Genomic DNA, 23,217 nt, shown 5'->3' on the forward strand with positions numbered 1-23,217 from the left:
AGTCGCGGCCGGCGGCGAATATCGGAGCAGTGCAGGCTGATCAGGAGCGAACCATGAACGGCACGCAGAATCACATACAGCGCAACGACCTGCCGGGCCAGGTTGTCCTCGTGCTCCAGGGCGGCGGCGCGCTCGGCTCGTACCAGGCCGGCGTTTACCAGGCGCTGCACGAGGCCGGCATCGAGCCGGACTGGATCATCGGCACCTCGATCGGCGCGATCAATGCCTGCCTGATCGCGGGTAACGCGCCGGAACAGCGGCTTGCGCGCCTGAAGGAATTCTGGAAGCGGATGGAGCAGGCCCCGGCCTGGGATTGGCGCGCCGCGTTCCCCGGCTTCAACGAGAAGCTGGCCTATTGGTCGACCGTGACGCACGGTATTCCCGGCTTCTTCCGGCCCAATCCGCTGGCCCATGCCGGCGATTCCTATCCGCTCGGCGCCGATCGCGCCGGCTACTATTCGACCGCGCCGCTGGAGCAGACTCTGAGCGAGCTGGTCGATTTCGATCTGGCCAATCGTTGCGCGCCGCGCCTGACGGTCGGTGCGGCTCATGTCGGCACCAGCGAGATGCGCTATTTCGACAGCCGCGACGGCGAGCTGACGGTGAAGCATGTCATGGCCTCGGGCGCATTGCCGCCGGCCTTCCCGGCGGTGCGCATCGACGGCGAGCTCTATTGGGACGGCGGCATCCTCTCGAACACGCCGACGGAAGCGGTGTTCGACGACAACCCACGCAGGGATTCGCTGATCTTCTCGGTGCATCTGTGGAATCCCATCGGCGCCGAGCCGACCACGATGGCGGAGGTGCTGAACCGGCACAAGGACGTGATGTATTCCAGCCGGATCGCGAGCCAGATCGTCCGCCAGCAGCAGTCCCACCGGCTGCGCCACGTCATCAACCAGCTTGCCGCGCGATTGCCGGAGAGCGAGCGCAGCGATCCCGGGGTCAGGGAGCTGATGAGCTACGGCTGCCCCACGCGCATGCATGTCGTACGGTTGCTGGCACCGCAGCTTGAGCGCGAGACCCATACCAAGGACATCGACTTCAGTCCGTCGGGGATCACACGGCGCTGGCATGCCGGCTATGCTCACACGAAGTCGGTGCTCGCGCGCAAGCCGTGGATCGGCGAATTCGATCCGCTCGCCGGCGTGGTGCTGCACGAGCATATGGACGAGATGCCGTTGGCTGCGGAATAGGGGCACGGGCGCCTTCCCGGCATGGTGCGATGTCCGGCGTGTCCATTGAATTGCCACAGGTCTTGCGGACACTCCGTTCGCAATTGAAAGGCCTTGCAGTTGGTCTCCGAGAACGACCTGGAAATGGCCCTCGATCAGGTCCGCACTGACGCAGCAGGACCGGTCGCGGGCGTATTCGGTCCTTCCTCGGTGACGTGGCGGATCGACAGGGAGGCCGTCATCTTCCTCGGCGCCGGCCGTGCGCTGCTGCTGCAACTGGCGCATCCCTGGGTCGCCGCCGCCATCGCCGAGCATTCAAGGACCTTTGCCGATCCGATCGGCCGCTTCCATCGCACCTTCGACATTGTCTTTGCCATGGTGTTCGGATCGCTCGACCGGGCGCTGCTGTCGTCCCGGCAGTTGTACCGGCGCCATGGCATGATCGTCGGGCAGATGCCCGAGGCAGTCGGTCCGTTCGCGGCGGGCTCGCGCTATTGTGCCAACGACATCCCGTCGCTGCGCTGGGTTCATGCGACGCTGGTCGAGACCGCGCTGATGGCGCATGACCTGGTGCTGCCGCCGCTCTCGGTGGAAGAGCGCGAGCGCTACTGGGCCGAGAGCCGGACTTTTGGTGCGCTGTTCGGATTGACGGCCGATGACTTGCCGGCGGACTGGGCTGGCTTTGCGGCGTACAATGCGGCGATGGCCGCGTCGGATACGTTGACCGTCAGCCCGGCGGCCCGCGAGATCGCCGCGCAGATTTTTGGCGGTGCGCGTCCGTGGTTGCGGCCGCCGCGATGGTATCGCGCGCTCACGGCGCGCCTGCTGCCGGCGCCGTTGCGCGCGGGGTTCGGCTTTGAGCTCGACGAGCGCGAAACCAGATCCGCCGACAACGCGCTGCGATGGATCAGGCGCCTCTATCCGAAATTGCCCGACCGTGTGCGCTATGTCGGTCCCTGCCAGGAAGCGCAGGCGCGGCTGCGCGGCGAGCCGCAGCCTGACTGGATGACGCGGTGTCTCAATCGCGCCTGGATCGGCCGGCCGCAGATGGATGTGCGCGGGAAGGGGTGAGGGCCTGGCCTTTAACCCGTCATCCTGAGGTGCGAGCGCAGCGAGCCTCGAAGGATGCACGGCCCCGCAGCCGGGCCGTCGCCCTTCGAGGGCCGCTGAAGGAGCGGCCACCTCAGGGTGACGGAGATAGAGTGGTGCTCTCGCAATGACGGAGTATGCCGAGGCAGCCTCGGCGTCACACCGCGGCCAGCTTCCGGTACAGCGCGCTATAGCTTCCGGCCGAGATGCTCCAGGAGAACGACCGGCCCATCGCGCTACGGCGCATGGTGTCGAGCTGGTCCTGCGCCATGAAGGCCTCGAAGGCGCGGCGGACGCCGCCGAGGAAGGATTCGTGCGAGGGTTTTGAGAACAGGAAGCCGGTCTCGCCGTCCGTGATGGTCTCGGCCAGGCCGCCGGTCTGGTGGCCGATCGGCAGCGAGCCGAAGCGCTGGGCGTACATCTGGCTGAGCCCGCAGGGCTCGAAACGCGACGGCATCAGGGTGAAATCGCTGCCGGCGAAGATGCGCCGGGCCTGGGCATCGTTGAAGCCGATCGTGACGCCGATGGCGTCGGGGCGGCGGCGATGGGCGTCGACCAGCGCCTGCTCGAGCGCCGGCTCGCCGGAGCCGGTGACCACGATCTGGCCTCCGGCATCGATGATCTCGTCGGCGGCCGCCAGCACGAGGTCGATGCCCTTCTGGTGCACGAGGCGGGCGACGATGCCGAACATCGGTCCGCGCGAGACCGCCAGGCCAAACTGCTTGCGCACGTAGTCCGCATTGGCCTTCTTGCCGACCCAGTCGCCGGCGCCGAATTGCTGGGCGAGCTGGGCGCAGGAGCGCGGGTCCCAGCTCTCGTCGATGCCGTTGAGGATGCCGGTTAGCTCGGACGCGTCGGAGCGCAGGCGGAGCAGGCCCTCGAGGCCGCAGCCGAACTCCTCCGTGGTGATTTCCCGCGCGTAGGTGCCGCTGACGGTGGTGAGATGCGAGGCGTAGACCAGGCCCGCCTTGAGGAAGGAGAGCTGGTCGTAGAACTCGACGCCGTCGATATGGAAGGAGCTCTCGGGGACGCCAATTCGCCGCAGCGAGTCCTTCGGGAAGAGGCCCTGATAAGCGAGGTTGTGGATGGTCAGGATCGACGGCAGCTTGGCGCCGCGCCAGGCGAGATAGGCCGGCACGAGCGAGGCCTGCCAGTCATTGGCATGAACCAGGTCTGCTGCCCAATTCTTGTCCAGCTTGCCCATGGCAAGCTCAGCGGCTGCCGAGGCGAAGCGCGCGAAGCGGATGTCGTTGTCCGGCCAGTCGCGCCCGGACTCGTCGCCATAGGGATTGCCGGGCCGGTCGTAGAGCTGTGAGCACAACAGCACATAAACCGGCAGGCCGTCCTTGGTCGCGGCCCGGCCGAGCGAGCAGGCCGGCATCTCCGCGAATGCGGGGCAGCGGCCGACGATCTGGATGTGCGTGAGTTGCTCGATGATGTCGCGATAGCCGGGCAGCATGATCCGGATATCGGCGAAGGGGCGCAAGGCTCGGGGGAGGGCTGCGGAAACGGCTCCAAGTCCGCCGACGCGGACGAAGTCGTCCATCTCTGTCGTAACGAACAAGACCCTCAAGAACTGCTGCCCTCATCCGATCCCGTTTATTGCTATGCAAGAACGGGTCCAGTTGCCCCTGGAATTTTCAAACTCACCGCAAGACGCGTCCGCTCGGTAAAGACTTTCCTACTCGACCGCCGCCCTCTAGGGTCGGCCCAACAACGATAGGGAACATTGTTAGTTCCTAACGGGCCCGAGGACGCAGTAAGCATGCAGTTAACAGATAAGCATGAGGGCACGACAACAAAGGCCTTCGCGGGCCTCAGGGTGCTGGATTTTTCGACCACCATCGCCGGCCCCCATTGCGCCCGGATGCTTGCCGACATGGGCGCCGAGGTCATCAAGATCGAGACCGACGGCGGCGAGACGATGCGGACGCGGCCGCCGCTGCGCAACGGGTGCAGCACCGTGTTCGGCCAGCTCAATGTTGGCAAGAAGAGCGTCGTGCTCGACCTCAAATCCGAGGACGGCAGGGAGGCGGTGCGCCGGCTTGCCGCGACCGCCGATATCCTGGTCGAGAATTTTCGCCCCGGCGTGATGCACCGGCTGCGGCTGGACTATGACCGCCTGCGCCCGGTCAACCCCAAGCTGATCTATTGCTCGATCTCCGGCTATGGCCAGACCGGGCCCTCGGCCGAGCTGCCGGCCTACGCGCCGGTGATCCACGCGGCCTCCGGCTACGACATGGCGCATCTGGCCTACCAGCCCGGCCGCCACCGGCCGGACTATTGCGGCATCTACCATGCCGACGTCGTCACCGGCACCTACGGCTTTGGCGCGATCGCGTCCGCGCTCTATCAGCGCACCGTGACGGGGCAGGGCCAGCACATCGACGTCTCCATGCTGGAGTCGATGCTGACGCTGACGGTGATCGAACTCCAGAGCTCGCAATTCGCGGTGAAGCCGCCGCCGCGCCCGATGTTCGGGCCGACCGAGACGGCCAACGGCTATGTCATGATCACGGTCGCGAGCGAGAAGACGTTTCAGGGTCTGATGGGCGTGATCGGCCGCCCAGAATGGATTTCCGATCCGCGCTTCTCGGCCTACGCCGCGCGCCGCGAGAACTGGGCCGATTTGATGGACGGCGTCGAAGCCTGGTCGAAGCAGCTCTCGACCGATGCATGCCTCGTCGACCTGAGCGCGGCCGGCGTGCCGGCCTCGGCCTATCGCACCGTGTCCGAGGCGCTGGCCGATCCGCAGCTAGCGCACCGGCAGGCGCTTTCGTCGGTGGAAGATGCGGGCGGCTCGTTCCAGGTGCTCAATCTGCCGTTCCGGATGTCCGGCGCCGACACCGCGCCGGCCAGGACGATGGCCGTGCTCGGCGAGCACACCGATGCGCTGCGCGACGAAATCGGCCTCGCCAATGAGGTGTCAATTCCGTCAGGCAAAACAGCCGCGACAAACTGAGCGCATTGCAGCACCGCTGCGGCGTTTGATCTCGCGTGCGTTCCCCTTGCCGTGGCGAGCTTTTGTCGCCAAGCTCGCTCCCGAGTCATTCAACGATCCGAAAACATCGGACGAGGGATCCCGGGAGGAACCATGACGAACATCGCTGCCGCGGCGCGCAGGCGCGCGCCGATTTTCCTTGTTGCGGCATTTGGTCTCCTCCCGCTGGCCGAGCCGGCGCAGGCGCAGAAGGCGGGCGGCAGCATCACCGTCGGCCAGGAGCTGGAGATTACCGGCTTCGATCCGCTCAAGGTCGGCGTCTACGATACCTCGACCTTCACCGCGGCGGCGGCGATCTTCGACACGCTCACGACGCTCAATGACAAAGGTGAGGCCGCGCCAAAGCTCGCGGAGTCCTGGACGCATTCGGACGACTACAAGAGCTGGACCTTCAAGCTGCGCCAAGGCGTGAAATTCCACGACGGCACGCCGTTCAACGCGCAGGCCTTCAAGGAGAATTTCGACCGGCAGAAGGACCCGGCCAACAAGTGCCGCTGCGCCTTCTATATCACCAACGTCAAGGAGGTGCTGGCGCCCGACGAATACACCCTCGTCTACAATCTCACCGATCCCTCCGTGAACCTGCCGGCGGTGATCAGCATCCAGAGCCAGAACAATGCCGTGCATTCGCCGACGGCCTGGAAGACCAAGGGCGACGACTACAATCGCAATCCCGTCGGCACCGGTCCCTACATCCTGAAATCATGGACCGCGGGCGACCGCATGGTGCTGGAGAAGAACCCCAATTACTGGGACAAGGGCCGTCCCTATCTCGACCGCATCATCCTGAAGCCGCTGCCCGACGCGCAGTCGCGCTTTGCATCGCTGCAATCGGGCGAGGCCGACATCATCTGGGACGACGAGAACGACGCCGACAACATCATGAAGGCGCAGAAGGACTCCAAGCTGACCGTGCACACCTACAAGGGCTCGGGCGCGCAGGTCTACGCCTTCAACACCAAGGTCGCGCCGTTCGACGACGTCCGCGTGCGCCAGGCGCTGGTGATGGCGATCGATCGCCCCAAGATGTCGCAGGCGATCAGCAACGGCCTGAGCCGGCCTGCCAGCAATCCCTACGGCGACGGCTCCTGGGTCAAGTGCAAGGACGACGGCGCGCTGCCGTTCGACGTCGAGAAGGCCAAGGCGCTGCTCAAGGACTATGGCAAGCCGGTCGAGTTCAAGATGCTGGTGACCGCGACGCCGCGCGGCCGCATGATCGGCCAGGTGCTCCAGCAATTCTGGAAGCGCGCCGGCGCCAATATGGATATCGAGCAGGTCGACCAGGCCACCATCCCGCCGCGCGCCTTCATGCGCCAGTTCCAGCTGGTGCCGTGGCGCATCGTCGATCTCGCCGATCCCGATCCGCAGATGTATGCGAATTTCCGCAGCGGCAGCCCGCTCGCGCTCTCCAACTTCGTCGATCCGGAGCTCGATCGTCTGCTCGACCATTCCCGCGTCACCGCCGATCCCGCGGCGCGGATCGAGGACTATTGCGCCATCAGCCGCCTGATCAACAAGGAGGCGATCTGGTTCTGGACCTTCCAGAACACCTATTATGCGCTGTCGAGCGCGAAGCTGAAGGGCTTCCCGAAGATCTACAACGGCGTGATCGACGTCTCCTCCACCTGGCTGGAATGAATTTGCAATGCTGAACTTCGTCGTTCGGCGGCTGCTTGCCATCCTGCCGGTGTTGCTTGCCGTCTCGCTGCTGACATTCCTGATCGCCTCGCTGCTGCCGGGCGATCTTGCTTATGTCATCCTCGGTGACCAGGCGACGCCGGAGAATGTCGCGGCGCTCCGCCGTGACATGGGGCTCGACCAGCCGCTGTGGTGGCGATACCTCAGCTGGCTCGGCCATGTCCTTCAGGGCGATCTCGGCCGCTCGTTCCGCACCGGGCAGACCGTGCTCCAGGCGGTCGCCGAACGCATTCCGGTCTCGCTCGAATTGATGCTGATGGCCGAGTTCATCGGGCTCCTGATCGGCGTTCCCGTCGCGATCGCCTGCGCCGCGCGTGCCGGCGGCGCGTTCGACCGCTTCATGACCGGCAGCGCCTTCGCCATGCTGTCGATGCCGTCGTTCCTGATGGCGATCCTGCTGATCTATCTGTTCGCGGTCGAGCTGCACTGGTTGCCGGCGACCGGCTATGTGCCGTTCACCGAGGCGCCGCTCAACAATTTGCGCTTCTTCGTGCTGCCGGCGCTGACCCTGGCGCTGGCGGAATGGCCCGGCATCATGCGGGTGCTGCGCTCCGACATGATCGCGACCTTGCAGGAGGACTATATCGCGCTCGCGAAGGCAAAGGGCCTCAAGCCTTCGCGCATCCTGTTCGTGCATGCGCTCAAGCCTTCGTCGCTGACCCTGGTGACGGTGACCGGCATCAATATCGGGCGCCTGCTCGGCGGCACGCTGATCGTGGAGACGATCTTCGCGCTGCCCGGAATCGGCCGGCTGCTGGTGGGTGCGATCTACACCCGCGACCTCGTCATCCTCCAGGGCGTGGTGCTGCTGGTGGCCTGCGGCTTCGTCATCGTGAACTTCATCGTCGACCTGCTCTACGCCGTGCTCGATCCGAGGATCCGCCATGGCCACACTTGAACTGTCGATGCGGGACGAGGCGGTCCCCGAACCGGTCAGGCGCAAGCGCCGGGTCGGGCTCCTGTTCTGGATCGCGAGCATCTGGCTCGCCATCATCCTTTCGCTTGCGATTCTCGCGCCGGTGCTGCCGCTGCAAAACCCTGTTGACATGGACATGCTGGAGCGGCGAGCCGCGTTCTCCGCCGAGCATTGGCTCGGCACCGACAGCCTCGGCCGCGACGAGCTCGCCCGCTTGATCTTCGGCGCCCGCGTGTCGCTGACGGTCGGGCTGATCGCACCGATGATCGGCCTCGCTTTCGGCGGCGCGCTCGGCCTGCTTGCCGGCTATTTTCGCGGACGGTTCGAGACGCTGGTGGTCGGCAGCATGGACGTGCTGCTGGCCTTTCCGCCGCTGATCTTCGCGCTCGCGGTGGTCGCCTATCTCGGCCAGTCGATTCCCAATCTCACGATCATCCTCGGCGTGCTCGGCATTCCCGCCTTCATGCGGGTGGCGCGCGCGGCGACGCTGACGCTGGCACGGCGCGAATTCGTGATCGCGGCCGAGGCGCTGGGTGCCAGCCACGCGCGTATCCTGCTGCGCGAACTCTTGCCGAACGTGATCCTGCCGCTGCTGGCGTTCTTCCTGCTCGGGGTCGCCGTCACCATCGTGGTCGAGGGCGCGCTGTCCTTCCTCGGTCTCGGCGTGCCGCCGCCGATGGCGAGCTGGGGCAGCATGATCGGCGAGGGGCGGGACAGTCTCGACGTCGCGCCGCGGCTCGCCTTCCTGCCGGCGGCGGGGCTGTTCCTGACCGTGCTGGCCTTCAACCTCGTCGGCGACACCTTGCGGGCACTGACCGACCCGCGTCAGGGGGCGCTGTGAGCGCGCCATTGCTGACCATCGCGGACGTCGCGGTCGAGCTGCCGACCCCGCGCGGCAATTTGCGCGCCGTCGATCATGTCGATCTGTCGCTGGACGCGGGGCGCACGCTCGGCATCGTCGGCGAGTCCGGTTGCGGCAAGACCATGCTGTCGCGCGCGGTGCTTCAACTGCTGCCGAAGAAGGCGAAACTCACCGGACGCGTGATGTTCGATGGCGTGGATCTGGTGCGGCTCGACAAAGAGCGCCTGCGGCGTCTGCGCGGGCGCGACCTCGCGGTCGTATTCCAGGATCCCATGACGTCGCTCAATCCTGTTCTCACCATCGGCACGCAGTTGATGGAGACGATCCAGGAGCATCTCGAGCTCGATGCGCCGGCGGCCAAGGCGCGCAGCATCGAGCTGCTCGCCGCCGTCGGCATTCCCGCGCCGGAGCAGCGGCTCGCGCAATATCCGCATCAATGCTCCGGCGGCATGCGCCAGCGCATCGCGATTGCGATCGCGTTGTCCTGCGAACCAAAATTGCTGATCGCGGATGAGCCGACCACCGCGCTCGACGTCACCATCCAGGCGCAGATCCTCGATCTGCTCGCGCGCGAGCAGCGCCGCCGCCACATGGCGATGATCATCATCACTCATGACCTTGGCGTCGTCGCCGGTCGCGCCGACGAGGTCGCGGTGATGTATGCGGGCCGGGTGGTGGAACGCGCCCCGACGCAGGCGCTGTTCAAGCGCATGCACATGCCCTACACCGAGGCGCTGCTGGCGGCGATCCCGAAGCTGGACGCCGCGCCGCATACGCCGCTGCCCGCCATCTCCGGCCGTCCGCCCGATCCGACCCGGCCGCTGAAGGGCTGCTCCTTCGCACCGCGCTGCCGCTATGCCGCGGATCGTTGTCACGAGGCCAAGCCCGAGCTGAAGAGCGCCGAGACGTCCGGGCATCTCTACGCCTGCTTCCATCCGATCCAGATGGCTGAGGGGATCGGCGCATGATGCAGCTTGCCGTGCCCGCAAAGCCGCTCCTGAACGTCGACAATCTCGTCGTCGAATACGGGCTCGGCAACAAGATTGTGCATGCGGTCTCTGGTGTCAGCCTCCAGGTTGCGCGTGGCGAGACTCTGGCTCTGGTCGGTGAGTCCGGCTGCGGCAAGTCGACGCTGGGGCGGGCGGTGCTGCAACTCCGCCGTGCCAAATCCGGCCGGGTGATGTTCGACGGCGAGGATCTCACGGCGATGGAGGGCGAGGCGTTGCGAAAAATGCGCCGCCGCGTGCAGCTGATTTTCCAGGACCCGATCGCCTCGCTCAACCCGCGCCGCCGGATCGGCGACATCGTCGCCGAGCCGCTCATCATCGCCGGCGTCAGGGATGCCGCTGAGCGCAGGCGGCGCGTTCGCGAGGTGCTCAGTGCGGTCGGGCTCGATCCCGATCTCGTGGCGGGCCGGCTGCCGCACGAATTCTCCGGCGGCCAGTGCCAGCGCATCTGCATCGCGCGGTCGCTGGTGCTCAATCCCGAGTTCATCGTCTGCGACGAGCCGGTCTCGGCGCTCGATGTTTCCATCCGCGCGCAGATCCTCAATCTGCTGGAGGAGATGAAGGCGCGCTTCGGCCTGACGCTGCTGTTCATCGCGCATGATCTCGCCGTGGTCAAAGCCGTCAGCGACCGCGTCGCGGTGATGTATCTCGGCCGGCTCTGCGAGGTCGGTCCGTCGGAACAATTGTTCGCGAGGCCTGTGCATCCCTACACGAACCTGTTGCTGCAGGCGATCCCGGTGCCGGACCCGGATGTCCGTCCCGTCGAGGGTGTGGCAATTGGCGAGCCGCCGTCGCCGATCGCGCCGCCGTCCGGCTGTCGCTTCCGCACCCGCTGCGCGCGCGCCGACCAGCGATGCAGCGCGGAGATACCGGAGTTGCGCGAAGTCGTGCCCGGCCAGTTCGCGGCTTGCCACCATCCGCTGGCCTGAACTAAGACGGCTCTGCGGGTTTGTCTCGCCTCGTCGGTCATGGCATGGTGGCGCGACGAAGAAATATGCCGGGAGGACGCCGATGAAGAGTTTCAAGGTCGCCGATTTCAAGGCGCCGCTGCAGGAGTTCGACGAGGCCACGCCGCAGCCGTCGGGCACGCAGGTGCTGATCAAGGTGAAGGCCGCCGGCGTCTGCCATAGCGATCTCCACATCTGGGAGGGCGGCTATGATCTCGGCCACGGCCGCAAGCCGCTGTCGTTGAAGGACCGCGGCATCAACCTGCCGCTGACCATGGGCCATGAGACGGTTGGCGAAGTGCTGGCATTCGGTCCCGACGTGAAGCCGGGCGATCAGGGCGATCTGAAGCTCGGCGATGTCGGCCTGGTCTATCCCTGGATCGGCTGCGGCAAATGTGCGACGTGCCTTGGCGGTGACGAGAACATGTGCCTGACGCCGCGTTCGCTTGGCGTCTATTGCGACGGCGGCTATTCCGACCACATGCTGGTGCCGCATCCGCGCTATCTGCTCAACCTGAAAGGGCTCGATCCCGCGTCGGCCGCGCCCTATGCCTGCTCGGGCGTCACCACCTACAGCGCGCTGAAGAAGGTCGAGCAGCATTTCGACACGCCGATCGTGATGTTCGGCGCCGGCGGGCTTGGCCTGATGGCACTGTCGCTGCTCAAGGCAATGGGCGGCAAGGGCGCGATCATGGTCGATATCGACGCCAGGAAGCGCGAGGCCGCAGAGAAAGCCGGTGCGCTCGCCACCGTCGATCCCAAGGCACCCGATGCGCTGGAGCAACTCGCCAAGAAAGCGGGCGGGCCGATCCGCGCCGTAATCGACCTCGTCGGCAATGCCGCGACGACGCAGCTCGGCTTCGACTGCCTCACCAAGGGCGGCAAGCTCGTGATCGTCGGCCTGTTCGGTGGCGGCGCGACCTGGGCGCTGCCGCTGATCCCGATCAAGGCGGTGACGATCCAGGGCAGCTATGTCGGAAACTTGCGGGAAACGCAGGAGCTGCTCGATCTCGTGCGCGCGAAGAACGTCGCGCCGATCCCGGTGACGAAGGCGCCGCTCAACAAGGCCAACGACGCGCTGGTGCAACTGCAGCAGGGCGCGGTGGTCGGACGCACCGTGCTGACGCCGTAGTCCAACGCTCTCTCCCCTGTCATTGCGAGGAGCGACGCGGCGAAGCAATCCAGACTGCCTCTGCGGATGCACTTCTGGATTGCTTCGTCGCAAGAGCTCCTCGCAATGACGAGGCCACACATTCCTTCTGTCGCCTTCTCTCGGGATTTTCTTCATATGTCCGCAAACAACGCCTTCCACATCGCCGTGCTCGCCGGTGACGGCATCGGTCCCGAGGTCATGGCGCCGGCCATTGAAGTCCTGCGCAAGATCGAGGCGAAATCGGGCCTCAGCTTCCGCTTCACCGAGGCGCCGGCCGGTGCCAACAATTATCTTGCGACCGGCAAGTCGATGCCGGACTCGACGATCAGGCTCTGCGAGGAGGCGGACGCGATCCTGCTCGGGGCCTGTGGTCTGCCGTCGGTGCGCTACCCCGACAACACCGAGATCGCGCCGCAGATCGAGCTGCGCTTCATCTTCGATCTCTATGCCGGCGTGCGTCCGGCGCGGCTGATCCCGGGCGTGCCGAGCCCGATCGTCGGCGCCGACCAGCGCGGCATCGATCTCGTCGTGATCCGCGAATCCACCGAAGGCCTGTTCGCCTCGATGGGCAAGGGCGTCGTGACCCACGAGGACGCACGCGAGACCATGGTGATCACGCGCAGGACCTCCGAGCGCCTGTTCGAGTTCTCGTTTCGCCTCGCCGAGCGGCGCAAGGCGCGGGGCAAGCCGGGCGCACTGACCTGTGTCGACAAGGCCAACGTGTTCAAGGCCTTTGCCTTCTTCCGCGGCATCTTCGACGAGATCGAGAAGAAGCACCCTGATGTGAAGACCGATCGGCTCTATGTCGACGCCTGCTCGGCGATGCTGGTCAAGCGTCCCTGGGATTTCGACGTGATGGTGATGGAGAACATGTTTGGCGACATCGTCTCCGACATCACCGCCAGCCTGATCGGCGGCCTCGGCATGGCGCCGTCGGCCGACATCGGCGACAAATACGCCGTGTTTCAGCCCTGCCACGGGACCGCACCCAACATCATGGGGCAGGGCAAGGCCAACCCGACCGGCATGATCCTCTCCGCCGCGATGATGCTGGACTGGCTCGCGGAGAAGCACGGCGTCGAGAGCGCGGCTGAGGCCGGCGAGCGCATCGAGCACGCGGTGGATCAGGTCTATGCCGGCGGCATCAAGCCGATCGAGTTTGGTGGCAGCAACGGCACGGCGGATATCACGAAGGCGGTGATTGCGGCGCTGTAGTCAAAAGAGGATGGGTAAAAAACGCGTTGCGGCCCCGAGGTTGCCTCAAGGCAAGGCGTGCGATCATGCTCGTCGCCAGTGACGAAACAGCCCGACAACCAGGAATACTGCGCCCGCCACCACGGCCAATCCTGCCCAATGGTAATAGACGTCGCCGTTGAATTGAATAATCCAGGTCCATATTCCATAAATGAAGAGCACCACACCGATCGCGAAGCAGAGCATCGACAGAATTAGAAATACATTCATCGGTATCAACGCCCATTCATCAGGCAGTCAGCGCTATTTCCCTGAAAATTGCGGCTTGCGCTTCTCCATGAACGCCTGCCGGCCCTCGCGGAAATCCGCGCTGTCCATGCAGGCGGTGCCGATCGCCTTGATCGCTTCCATGTCGCGCGCGCTTTCGTCCTTCAGCACTTGAGCGATGGTGATCTTCGCGGCCTTGATCGCGAGCGGGGCGTTTTGCGAGATCGTCTCGGCGATCGTCATCGTCTCGCCCCAGAGCTCGTCGACCGGAAATACGCGCTCGACCAGACCGATGCGCAGCGCCTCGGCGGAGTCGATCCGCATGCCCGTGTACATCAACAGCCGCGCCCAGGACGGGCCAACCAGCGACACCAGATGCTTTAGGCCGTCATAGCCATAGGCGATGCCGAGCTTGGCGGCGGGAATGCCGAACTGGCTGCCATGGGAGGCGAGACGGATGTCGGTGAGCATCGCGACCTGCATGCCGCCGCCGAGACAAAAACCGTCAATGCAGGCGATGGTCGGCTTGGGATAGTCGGCGAGCAGCGCGCGCTGGGCGGCGCTGCGTTTGCCATATTCCTCGGACGCCGCCGCATTGTGACGCGTCTTCTCGAACTGGCTGATGTCGGCGCCTGATACGAACGCCTTGCCGCCGGCGCCGCGCAGGATCACGACACGCACCGCGTCGTCGTCGCGCAAGGCGGTCAGCGCCTCGCCAAATCCTTCCCACATCTCCAGCGACATCGCGTTGCGCTTGTCGGGATTGTTGAAGGTGACGACGCCGACGCCGCCGGCCCTGTGCTTGAGGATCTTGCCGTCCGCGTAGGAAGTTTCATTGGAAGGGTCAGGCATTGCGCGCTCGCTTGTCATAGGCCGGGCGCAATGTGCGGTCGGGGCAAGACCCGGGTCAACCGTGGCAGGGGACGGGGCTTCTCATCCGCCTGCGCGTTGATTGCATGGCGCCGCCATAAAGTGCGTCGCGTCGTTCTCGATGCCCCGGAATCCGCGACGAATGGCGGGCAATCGGACAAGAAAAAGGGCGGCCAAGCCGCCCTTATCAAGCAGAGACTGCGCGCGGATGGCGCCCAAGCCCGGTCTCGTCCAATCCGGCCGCGCCCCCGTGACGCGGCGGATTGAACATCGGCCGTAACGGCCAGACCGCCGATCGATCAGGCTTCGTTGGCCGCGATCGATTCCATCAGCGAGACGAGCTGACGCTGCACCGTCTGGTCCTTGATCTTGCTGTAGGCGCGCAGCAGGCGGAGGCTGAAGGCCGAATCGAGGAACAGCAGGCTCTCGACTTCGCGGGCCTTGTTGTCGCCGTCATAGAAGAAGGTCACGGGCACATCGAGGGCGGAGGCGATCTGCTGAAGCCGAGCCGCGCCGACGCGATTGACGCCCTTCTCGTATTTCTGGACCTGCTGGAAGCTGACGCCGAGCTTCTCGCCCAGTTCAGCCTGCGAGATCTTCATCTCGACGCGCCGCAGACGGATCCGCTTGCCAAGCTCGATGTCCGGCTTGCCGGCACTGCGCTGCTTCATTCTCTTCGCCGCTGCTTTCATCTTCGTTTTCACCTTTGTTCTTCGGTTGAAAATCCCCCGAAGAGCTGGGTCAGGGGTTCGCCCATATACGAGTCCTTGAATTCATGCGGATGCACGAACTCTTCCTTAAACCACGGGAAGCGAGCCGGATTGAAAGCTTCGATCAGCCAGTCAATCATGTGCCGCACGCGGGGAATCCGGCCGCTACCGGGATGGTAGGACAACCAGATATCCAGCGGTCGGTTCAACTCGACCTCCAGTGGAATCAATTTCCCGCCGAGCGCAATGGCGTAGCTCGGGAATACGCCGATTCCGGCGCCATTCGCGACCGCCCAGTAGTTGGCGCTCGAGACGTTGGTCTTCATGACCAGAAGGTCACGTTCCGGAACGCCCGGGAAGAAACTCTCGAAGGTTTCCTTGGCAGCGAGCTGGTCGGCGAATTGCAGCACCAGGCGGTGCTTGATCAATTCGTGGGCCGAGCGCGGCGTGCCGTATTTCTCCAGGTATTTTTCCGAAGCCCAGAACATCAGATGCATGCGGCCGAGCCGCACCAGTTTGACGTCGAGCGCCGAAGGCCGCGACAGATGGATGGCGACGTCGGCCTCGTGGCGGGAGACGTCGGCTGAGCGCATCGCGCAATGCAAATCGACCAGGATCTTGGGATAGGCCTGCTGGAATTCGACCAGCCGCGGGGCCAGCCAGAACGTTCCGAGCCCCTCGGTGACGGCGACGCGGACCTCGCCGGAGAGCGAGCTGTCCGTCGAATCGCTGGTGCGCAAAACGTCGAAGGCTGCCGCCTCCATGCGTTCCACGGCGGACACCACCATCGCGCCCTCATCGGTCAGATGGGTGCCGTGGACGTCGCGAGTGAAGAGGGTGGTGCCGGTCTGGCGCTCGAAATCATCGATGCGGCGGCGGACGGCGTTGATCGACAGAGACAGGCGTTCGGCCGCCGAGCGGAAACTGCCGCGTCGAACGACTTCGAGAAATATGCGAGCCGCATCCCAATCCGAGAGGCCGCTGATATTTGTCTTTAGGCGTTCCTCCAGTGGAACGCCCCTTTCCGCCAAGGAGTGCATACAAGTCCCTTCGGGGCGCTAAACTGGCAGAATCTGGCGCAAACCACAACCACGGCGGGTTGGGGAATGACGAGTTTTGAACGTCATCCTTACTGTCTGGCGGGTGGTATCGGGGTGCTGCCAAGGCCATGATTTGAACTGGGAATCGGGCAGATTGTCGCCCGTATGAGGGGTGTGGCGTGAGTTCCGTTGCGAGCCTTGAAATGGCTGCGGGATTGTCGGCGCTGTCCGCAATGGACGTCCTCGCGCGAGAGGCGCCGCCGCTTTCCCGGATGGATCAATCACGGCGCTCCAGGTTTTTCCTCTCCGACCGCTTCTCCGATGCCTCGCAGCGCATCGGGACGATGATCGCGGGAACTGCGGTTTCAACGCGGAAACAGACTGAAATCATGTTCAGAGGCGCGGTGGCCTCGTGCTATCCTTACTCCTGTATGGGGGCCGAAGGGGTCGTCACGAACACGTCTCACAGGCCGAATTAACGGAAAGAACGCCGGTGTCGCATTCAGACGAACAGTTGCAGTCGGTGCTGGAAACGCTCGAGGAGTGCCGCAGGGTGCTCAATGAGAGCAACAGCCGTGAGTCGGCCGAGCTGCTGTCCATTGTCATCCTCGACGTGCGGATGAAGCTCAAAGGAATTGACAGTGCCGATCTCAAGGCATTGTGCGACGAAATGCTGCGGAGTTCTGGACACGAACCGCAGCCCCCTTCCAAGCAGACGCAGGACCAGCCCCGGCGTCCGCTGCTCCGCGTGGTGAAGTAGCCGCGCCGCCGAGTCTCGCTTTTTGGCGAGGTTTGTGCGCGTCCCGATGCCGCATCTGTGATCACGGACGGCATCGGGAGGAGCCCTGGTTTTGTGCGCCTCAGTTGCGCATTCTCCGGCATCGGCTACACCTAGCCGGTGCTCCGGTCCGTGCGCATTCCCCGCGCGCCGCGCCTGGGCCTGAGATGGCTCCGACTGCATCATGCAAAATGTCTCGATCCCGGCGGCGCTGATTGCCGGCCTCGTCAGCTTCCTCTCCCCTTGCGTCCTGCCGCTGGTCCCGCCCTACCTGATCTATCTCACGGGCGCGACGATCGAGCACGTCGAGAGCGACGAGGAGGCTTCGGCGTCCAAGCGCGCGATCATGATGTCGGCGCTGCTGTTCGTGCTCGGTTTCTCCACGGTGTTCGTGGCGCTCGGCGCCAGTGCCTCGCTGATCGGCGGGCTGATCCGGGCCTGGTCGGCCGAGCTGTCGATCCTCGCCGGCATCGTCATCATCGTCATGGGCCTGCACTTCCTCGGTCTGACGCGCATCGGCCTGCTGATGCGCGAGGGACGGCTGCCGATTCCCAAACCCGTCGGCCTCTGGGGCGCCTACATCATGGGCCTCGCCTTCGCGTTCGGCTGGACGCCCTGCATCGGCCCGATCCTGGCCGCGATCCTCTCGATCGCTGCGGCGGAGGCCACGGTGACCAAGGGCGCAGGCCTGCTCGCGGTCTATTCCGCGGGCCTTGGCATTCCCTTCCTGATCGCCGCGCTGATGATCGAGCAGTTTTCGACACTGTTCGCCCGCATGAAGGGTCATCTCGTCAATGTCGAGCGTGCCATGGGCGTGCTGATGGTGATCACCGGCATCGGCTTTCTCACCGGCGCGGTCTCGAATGTGAGCATCTGGCTGCTCGAGACGTTCCCGGCGCTGCAGACGATCGGGTAGATCGCTCGTTCGATCGTCATCGAAAGCGAACGAGCGCGCTCTCACGAATGCCATGAGCGCGCGCCCTGTTTCGGCTTAGCCAAATAGGCCCTCAGTAGTCCCAGAACGCCGGCACAAAACGGAAGGCGTCGCCGTCGACTGCGACCCGACCCAGGGACGGGAACGGCAGATGCGTCGCCATCAGCATCTCGCCGGTTTCGGCAAGCTCCCGCAGCAGACGGACACGAACGCGCGCGGCTGCCTCGGGGTCGTGTTCGAAACCGTTGTGCCAGTCGGGTTGGTCGAACCCGACGGCAAACACGGCGTCGCCGGCGAAGGTCAGCGCGTCATCGCCTGACGCGACGCGAACCACGCTGTGTCCGGGGGTGTGACCGCCGGTGCGACGGACGATGACGCCCGGCGCAATCTCGCGCGTCTCATCGAATGACCGCAACCGACTGCCGTACTCTCTCACGAACCGCTTGGCGGTCGCGCGAAGCGCGTCCGGAAAGCCCTGCGGCATGTTGGTCTGGGAGAAGTCGGGTGCCTCCCAGAATTTGATCTCGGCGGCCGCAACGTGGATGCGCAGGTCCTTGCGCAGCCGCTCCTTCACGCCGTCGACGAGCAACCCGCCGATGTGGTCCATGTGCAGATGGGTAAGCACCAGATCGGTCACGGACGACAGATCGATGCCGGCGGCCTCCAGTCGCTTGGTCAACTGCCCTGCTCGCGGCAGCTGCAAGTTCGGGTCGGATCCGAGGCCCGCGTCGATCAGGATGGTCTTGTCGCCACTGCGGACCATGACCGCATTCAGCGCCCAGTCGAAAGCGTCCTGCGGCAGGAACATGTCGTGTAGCCAGGCCGCGCGCTCGGCCGGGGCGGCGTTGTGCGCGAGCATCGTGGTCGGCAGCGGCAGCACGCCGTCGCTGACCACCAGCACGTCGATCTCGCCGACCTTCAGCGCGTAGCGCGACGGAACGAGCTCTTCGGGGCCCGATGACACGGGATATGAGGTGGCGTGCAAGTTCATGTTCGTCTCCTGTTTCATGGAAAGGTGGTTGGTCCGGGTTCTGGCTGGTCTTGGTTGAGCGGGCCGCGTAGCCAGGAGAGCGCGGCCGTCATCGCGCCGCTAGAGATCGGTCACGCGTTCCGGATCTGCCGAGGCGAGCGCGGCGGCGCGTTCGGGCTTCGGCGGATAGATCCAGACGGTGTTGATCTCCTGCTTGGTCTTCTTGGCGACGTCGCCGACCAGCTCGACCTTGCGTTCCCAGCCGCGTGTGAACAGCGCGCCGGCTTCGCCGAGATCGAGACAGGTGACATAGGCCTTCTGGTGGTAGGGCCTGGTCGGAACGCCGAGCAGCTCGGCGGCGGCATTGTTGCCGGCAAAGGCGCCCATCCGCGTGGCGTGCTGGCACGACATCAGCGCGTAATTGCCGTCGTCGTCACAGGCGGCTCGGGCCGCATCGCCGGTGGCGAAGATGCCGGCGGCGCCCGGTACGCGCAGGTCGCGATCCACCAGCAGCCGGCCGAATTTATCGCGCTCGGCGGGGATCTGCGCCGTCAAGGGGGCTGCGCGGATGCCGGCCGCCCAGACCACCGTCTCGGTTTCGATGTGCTCGCCGGTCGACAGCGTCACCCCGGATTTGTCCAGAGAGGCGACGCCGGCGCCGAGTCGGGTCTCGACGCCGAGCTTGCGCAGCGCGTCCATGATCACGGGGCGGGGACCTTCGCCCATGTCGGGGGCGATCGCGCTGTTGCGCTCGACGATGATCACGCGTGCTCTGGAATCCTTGCCGAGGATCTTGCGCAAACGCGCGGGCAACTCGGTTGCCGCCTCGATGCCCGTAAAGCCGCCGCCGGCGACGACGACGGTGTCGCGTCCGTTCGTGAACGGCCGGTCGGCGAGGCCGTGCAGATGCTTGTCGAGCGCGATGGCGTCGTCGAGCGAGTCGACGCTGAAGCCATGCTCGGCGAGACCGGGAATGTCGGGGCGGAACAGGCGGCTGCCGGTGGCGACGACGAGACAGTCGTAGGACAAGGTTTTCGTCGTGCCCGTCGCAGTCGTGATCTGCACCGTGTGCGCCTCGGTGTTGACGGTCTCGGCGCTGCCCCTGACGTAGTCGACGTCGATCGCCTTGAGCACGTCGAGCAGCGGCGCCGTCAGGGTTTCCGGCTTCGGCTCGTAGAGCCGCGGGCGGACCACCAGCGTCGGCGCCGGTGCGATCAGCGCGATCCCGAGATCGTCGGGCGAAACGCCCTGGATGTCGCGCAGGCGGGCGGCGGAGAGGGCGGCGTACATGCCGGCGAAGCCGGCGCCAATGATGAGCAGTCGCATGTGGTTGACTCCTGGGTTGGTGGGTCGGGACGTGCGCGCGTCATCGCCGCCGTCTGGTGCCGGCAGGGCCTGTTGCGCGATCGACGATGGTGCGGCGAGGTGAAACGGAAACCGCTGGACCGTTACGGCGCGGTGCAGTTCGGCAGCGAGGACAGCAACGCGGGGCCTTCGCATGCCGACGGGCAGCTTCTCGGGCCCAAGGACCAGCTGCGCAGGGCCGCCGGCACCATCGGCTTTCTGGGCCAATCCTGATTGATCAGGATCGACGTCGCGGGATTGGCGCTCTGTGCAGCCTGGTGCGGCGACTCTTCGGCCGTCGGCTGGGTGAAGCGCACGGTCAGTGACAGCCCGTACAAGAGCGCCGTGGTGATGGCTTTCCGTCGCGGGGCGATTGCAAGGTGTTTCCAGTCCATCGTTGGTCTCCGTCCGCGTAGTGCAGTGCCAGGATGTTTAGCCAACCAGATATTCGACTGCCCCAGCGCGATTGCCGTCCCTGTCGAGAGATTGCTGCTAACGCACGCGCCTGCGCCAATCGCTCGGCGTTTCACCGGTCAGCTTCTTGAACGCCGCGGCGAAAGCGGTCTGCGAGGAATAGCCAAGCGCCGCGGCGACCGAGACGACCGATTCGTCGCTGTCCCGCAGCAGGTTCATGGCCTGCTCGAGCCGGTGCTGGCGCAGCCAGGCGTGCGGCGAGAGCCCGGTGCTTTCCTTGAAGGCACGGCAGAAGTGAAAGCGCGAGAGGCCGGCATCGGACGCCAGCGCAGAGAGCGACACGTCGGCATCGCTGTCCGAACGCAGGCGCTCGATCGCCCGGCGCAGGACCGTCGGTGAAAGGCCGCCGATGGTCGGCTGTAGCGTGGCCGCGACGCCGGCATGAGCGGCGAGCAGGCGCGTGGCGAGGAGGTCGGTCAGTTGCTGCCTGAACAGCGTGTCCAGCGTGGCGCTGCCTTCGAGCGACTCTGCGGCGCTCAACAGCAGGCGGGACGTGATGGCGTCGGGATGCCCGGTCCTTTCCAGGAGATCGCCCGGACCTGCAGCGTTCGCCTCGTCGGCGATCCGGAGCAGCGTCCGTTGCGGAAGATAGAGCTGGACGACATGCATCGGGCGGTGAATGTCCCATCGCGACGTCGAGCCCGCCGGAATGATCGTCACCACGCCGGGACGCGCTGTGCTGATTGCCGCCGATTTTCCGTTGCGCCGCTCCAGCGCCTGCGAGCCGGCGGGATAGGTCATGATGACGTGATCGGCCATCGGTTCGACCACGTCGTGCAGCGCCTCGTGCTTCCAAAAGGCAATCGTGCCGCTTTGGCAATCGGAGGCCATGCGAAGCGGTCTCGTCTTGAGCACTCGGGCCATCTCCGCGTCCGCAGCGGGCAGCCCGGTCGTCGCATGGTCGGGCTCTGCGCCTGGTGCAGGCGGCAAGCCCTTGTGTGAGGGATTGCGCATGAGTGTGGTGCTCCCGATCATGGCGTGGCTCCTCCCGATCGGCCCAGGTTGTGGATCAGGTTCCCGTATTTGTACGGGTCGGCGCGGGTTCTATGCCTGCACAGGCGCGGGGTCTTTCCTCAAGCGGCCATGCTTTGCCCGATCCTGCTTCAAGCGGGCGCGCGTTTTCGCAAACGCACGATGGGCGGCGCTGGCTGCGCGAGCTCTTGAAGGGAGCCTTGGGAAAGACGTTTGATGAAAAAAGGTGCAGCGGCACGTCGCCGGCGTTCCAGCGGGCAGGTGCGGCATTGGCGATGATCATCGCCGATGCCCTTCCGCTTGATTCAACGTGCCTCGTCCAGCTTGCAGATCACCGTGCAGACGACGCCGCGCGGCAGGAAATCGACGGTTGCCTCGCCGCCGAGCTGGTCGCGGGCGCTGCGCTCGATCAGGCGCGAGCCGAAGCCGCGCCGCACCGGCTCCGTCACCGGCGGTCCGCCGATCTCGGTCCAGATCAGCCGCAGCCGCGGCTTCGGGGCGTCGGCGATGACCTCCCATTCCAGCGTCACCCGGCCGGTCTCGTTGCAGAGAGCGCCGTATTTCGCGGCATTGGTGGCGATCTCGTGCACGATCATGGACAGCACGACGGCAAGCCGCGGCGACAGCGGCACCGCGGGGCCATCCAATCTGATGCGTTCAGGCGAGTTGAGCAGGAACGGCTGGAGCACGCGCGTGATCACCTCCTTCAGCTCGGAGCCTGCCCATTTCTCCTGGCTGAGCAGATTATGGGCCTCGGCGAGTGCGCCGAGGCGGCCCTCGAACTTGGTCCGCTCGTCGCGGCTTGCGCTGCGGAAGGTCTGCACCGCGATCGCCTGCATCAGGGCCAGCGTGTTCTTGACCCGGTGATTGAGCTCCTCGATCAGGAGATCGTGCAGCATCTCGCCGCGCGCGATCGTGGTCGCCATCCGGACGGCAAAGGTGAGGCCGATCAGGAGCAGCACGCCGCCGATCAGGCTGGTGATCGCGATGTTGCGCCACAACGGCGCGATCAACGAACTTTCCGGGACGCCCGCGGCGACCGTCCATCCCGTCAGTCGCGATCGCGTGTAGGCGGACGCAAGCGCGACGCCGTCGAGCGAGACCGTCGAGAGGGCCGCCTCGGGCGCGCGAAACATTTCCGTGTAGAGCGAGGGCGATGCGCGCTTGCCGAAGGTCTCGCCGGGATTGGGCACGCGGGCGAACACGGTGCCGGTGGTGTCGAGCAGAGACACCGTCCATTGCAGGTCGGGCCGCTGTTTCTCGACCAGCTCCTGGAAGATGCCGACCGGCGGGCTGAAGCAGAGGTCGTAGATCACCTCGCCGTTGCGGACCACCGGCACCTCGACGGTCAGAACCTGTCGCCCGTTGATCGCGCCGGTGAACAGGTCCGAATATTGCGGCGCCCTGGTCGCGAAAACCTTCTCGACGATCGCCAGATTCCCGCGCGGCGGCAGGCTCGCGGCATCTTCCGTCGCGGAGGAGAACAGCAGCCGGCCCTTGCGGTCGGAGATCAGTACCAGCCCGCCCTTGCCGTACTGGTCGAGGAACCCGAGCGCGATGCGGCGGAAGTTCGGGAAATCGTCGTTGCGCAGCGAGTTCGTCAGCGCGAGCACCTGCAAGCCGCCGGTCATCCGCTGCACCTCGGAATCCAGCACCAGGCGCATGCTGCGCACGTTCTCCAGCACACGACGGGTCGCGTCGCTGCGGTCCTGCCTGTAATTGTAGACGGCAATGCCGACCGCGAAGACAATCATGGGCAGCGTCGTTCCCGCGACCAGGAGTGCGAGCCGGACCGGCAGGGGGAGCTTTGACAAAC

The 23,217-nt window shown here is 65.4% G+C and carries 21 protein-coding genes; 12 read left to right on the forward strand and 9 right to left on the reverse strand.

Annotation, left to right across the window (positions count from 1 at the left end):
- Nucleotides 1–53: 53 nt before the first annotated feature.
- Together PMI42_RS23045 and PMI42_RS23050 are read left to right on the forward strand one after the other, a co-directional pair.
- Nucleotides 54–1,196: a patatin-like phospholipase family protein gene (locus tag PMI42_RS23045; RefSeq protein ID WP_008138474.1), complete on the forward strand. Its 1,143-nt coding sequence runs from the start codon at nt 54–56 to the stop codon at nt 1,194–1,196.
- A gap of 99 nt (nt 1,197–1,295) precedes the next feature.
- A complete protein-coding gene (locus PMI42_RS23050) occupies nt 1,296–2,246 on the forward strand; it encodes an oxygenase MpaB family protein (RefSeq protein ID WP_008138475.1) in 951 nt (316 codons plus the stop codon).
- Nucleotides 2,247–2,421: 175 nt separating this feature from the next.
- On the opposite strand, the gene glgA is transcribed toward PMI42_RS23050, so the two are convergent.
- On the reverse strand, nt 2,422–3,837 hold the full coding sequence (gene glgA, locus PMI42_RS23055) for a glycogen synthase GlgA (RefSeq protein ID WP_008138477.1): 1,416 nt from the start codon (nt 3,835–3,837) through the stop codon (nt 2,422–2,424).
- A 192-nt stretch (nt 3,838–4,029) separates the two neighbouring features.
- Between glgA and PMI42_RS23060 the strand changes: the two genes are divergently transcribed.
- From PMI42_RS23060 to PMI42_RS23095, 8 genes are all read left to right on the forward strand, one after another.
- Nucleotides 4,030–5,226 carry a CaiB/BaiF CoA transferase family protein gene (locus PMI42_RS23060; protein WP_008138480.1) on the forward strand — a complete coding sequence of 399 codons (1,197 nt, stop codon included), beginning with the start codon at nt 4,030–4,032 and terminating at the stop codon, nt 5,224–5,226.
- Between the two features lie 132 nt (nt 5,227–5,358).
- On the forward strand, nt 5,359–6,903 hold the full coding sequence (locus PMI42_RS23065; RefSeq protein WP_008138482.1) for an ABC transporter substrate-binding protein: 1,545 nt from the start codon (nt 5,359–5,361) through the stop codon (nt 6,901–6,903).
- A gap of 7 nt (nt 6,904–6,910) precedes the next feature.
- Complete coding sequence (locus PMI42_RS23070) at nt 6,911–7,861, forward strand: ABC transporter permease (protein ID WP_008138484.1); 951 nt, start codon at nt 6,911–6,913, stop codon at nt 7,859–7,861.
- A complete protein-coding gene (locus PMI42_RS23075) occupies nt 7,848–8,720 on the forward strand; it encodes an ABC transporter permease (RefSeq protein ID WP_008138486.1) in 873 nt (290 codons plus the stop codon). The genes PMI42_RS23070 and PMI42_RS23075 overlap by 14 nt, the downstream gene beginning before the upstream one ends.
- Nucleotides 8,717–9,709: an ABC transporter ATP-binding protein gene (locus PMI42_RS23080; protein ID WP_008138487.1), complete on the forward strand. Its 993-nt coding sequence runs from the start codon at nt 8,717–8,719 to the stop codon at nt 9,707–9,709. Before PMI42_RS23075 ends, PMI42_RS23080 begins: the two co-directional genes overlap by 4 nt.
- Entirely contained in the window at nt 9,706–10,677 is a 972-nt protein-coding gene (locus PMI42_RS23085) for an ABC transporter ATP-binding protein (RefSeq protein WP_008138488.1), read from the forward strand. The genes PMI42_RS23080 and PMI42_RS23085 overlap by 4 nt, the downstream gene beginning before the upstream one ends.
- Before the next feature lie 82 nt (nt 10,678–10,759).
- Nucleotides 10,760–11,827, forward strand: a complete 1,068-nt coding sequence (locus PMI42_RS23090; RefSeq protein WP_008138489.1) for an alcohol dehydrogenase — start codon at nt 10,760–10,762, stop codon at nt 11,825–11,827.
- A 156-nt stretch (nt 11,828–11,983) separates the two neighbouring features.
- Nucleotides 11,984–13,063 carry an isocitrate/isopropylmalate dehydrogenase family protein gene (locus PMI42_RS23095; protein WP_008138490.1) on the forward strand — a complete coding sequence of 360 codons (1,080 nt, stop codon included), beginning with the start codon at nt 11,984–11,986 and terminating at the stop codon, nt 13,061–13,063.
- 282 nt (nt 13,064–13,345) lie between these two features.
- Here PMI42_RS23095 and PMI42_RS23100 read toward each other — a convergent pair whose 3' ends face one another.
- The 3 genes from PMI42_RS23100 to PMI42_RS23110 all read right to left on the reverse strand — a co-directional run bounded on the left by PMI42_RS23100 (nt 13,346) and on the right by PMI42_RS23110 (nt 15,929).
- On the reverse strand, nt 13,346–14,161 hold the full coding sequence (locus PMI42_RS23100) for an enoyl-CoA hydratase (RefSeq protein WP_008138493.1): 816 nt from the start codon (nt 14,159–14,161) through the stop codon (nt 13,346–13,348).
- Nucleotides 14,162–14,478: 317 nt separating this feature from the next.
- On the reverse strand, nt 14,479–14,850 hold the full coding sequence (locus PMI42_RS23105) for a helix-turn-helix domain-containing protein (RefSeq protein ID WP_027546544.1): 372 nt from the start codon (nt 14,848–14,850) through the stop codon (nt 14,479–14,481).
- Between the two features lie 29 nt (nt 14,851–14,879).
- Nucleotides 14,880–15,929: a LysR family transcriptional regulator gene (locus tag PMI42_RS23110; RefSeq protein ID WP_008138498.1), complete on the reverse strand. Its 1,050-nt coding sequence runs from the start codon at nt 15,927–15,929 to the stop codon at nt 14,880–14,882.
- A 493-nt stretch (nt 15,930–16,422) separates the two neighbouring features.
- On the opposite strand from PMI42_RS23110, the gene PMI42_RS23120 reads away from it, so the two are divergent.
- Together PMI42_RS23120 and PMI42_RS23125 are read left to right on the forward strand one after the other, a co-directional pair.
- Entirely contained in the window at nt 16,423–16,689 is a 267-nt protein-coding gene (locus PMI42_RS23120) for a hypothetical protein (RefSeq protein ID WP_008138500.1), read from the forward strand.
- Between the two features lie 202 nt (nt 16,690–16,891).
- Nucleotides 16,892–17,623, forward strand: a complete 732-nt coding sequence (locus tag PMI42_RS23125) for a cytochrome c biogenesis CcdA family protein (RefSeq protein WP_008138502.1) — start codon at nt 16,892–16,894, stop codon at nt 17,621–17,623.
- A gap of 91 nt (nt 17,624–17,714) precedes the next feature.
- Here PMI42_RS23125 and PMI42_RS23130 read toward each other — a convergent pair whose 3' ends face one another.
- From PMI42_RS23130 to PMI42_RS23150, 5 genes are all read right to left on the reverse strand, one after another.
- Nucleotides 17,715–18,632, reverse strand: coding sequence for an MBL fold metallo-hydrolase (locus tag PMI42_RS23130; RefSeq protein ID WP_008138504.1), 918 nt, complete (start codon nt 18,630–18,632; stop codon nt 17,715–17,717).
- 99 nt (nt 18,633–18,731) lie between these two features.
- A complete protein-coding gene (locus tag PMI42_RS23135) occupies nt 18,732–19,937 on the reverse strand; it encodes an NAD(P)/FAD-dependent oxidoreductase (protein ID WP_008138506.1) in 1,206 nt (401 codons plus the stop codon).
- A gap of 122 nt (nt 19,938–20,059) precedes the next feature.
- The gene (locus tag PMI42_RS23140; RefSeq protein WP_008138508.1) at nt 20,060–20,350 is read right to left on the reverse strand and encodes a hypothetical protein; all 291 of its coding nucleotides are present in this window, start codon (nt 20,348–20,350) and stop codon (nt 20,060–20,062) included.
- Nucleotides 20,351–20,447: 97 nt separating this feature from the next.
- Nucleotides 20,448–21,404, reverse strand: a complete 957-nt coding sequence (locus PMI42_RS23145; protein ID WP_008138510.1) for a helix-turn-helix transcriptional regulator — start codon at nt 21,402–21,404, stop codon at nt 20,448–20,450.
- A gap of 302 nt (nt 21,405–21,706) precedes the next feature.
- Nucleotides 21,707–23,215: a sensor histidine kinase gene (locus PMI42_RS23150; protein WP_008138512.1), complete on the reverse strand. Its 1,509-nt coding sequence runs from the start codon at nt 23,213–23,215 to the stop codon at nt 21,707–21,709.
- Between the last annotated feature and the right edge of the window lie 2 nt (nt 23,216–23,217).

Source organism: Bradyrhizobium sp. YR681, assembly GCF_000282615.1.
In the GTDB taxonomy this organism is placed as follows: domain Bacteria; phylum Pseudomonadota; class Alphaproteobacteria; order Rhizobiales; family Xanthobacteraceae; genus Bradyrhizobium.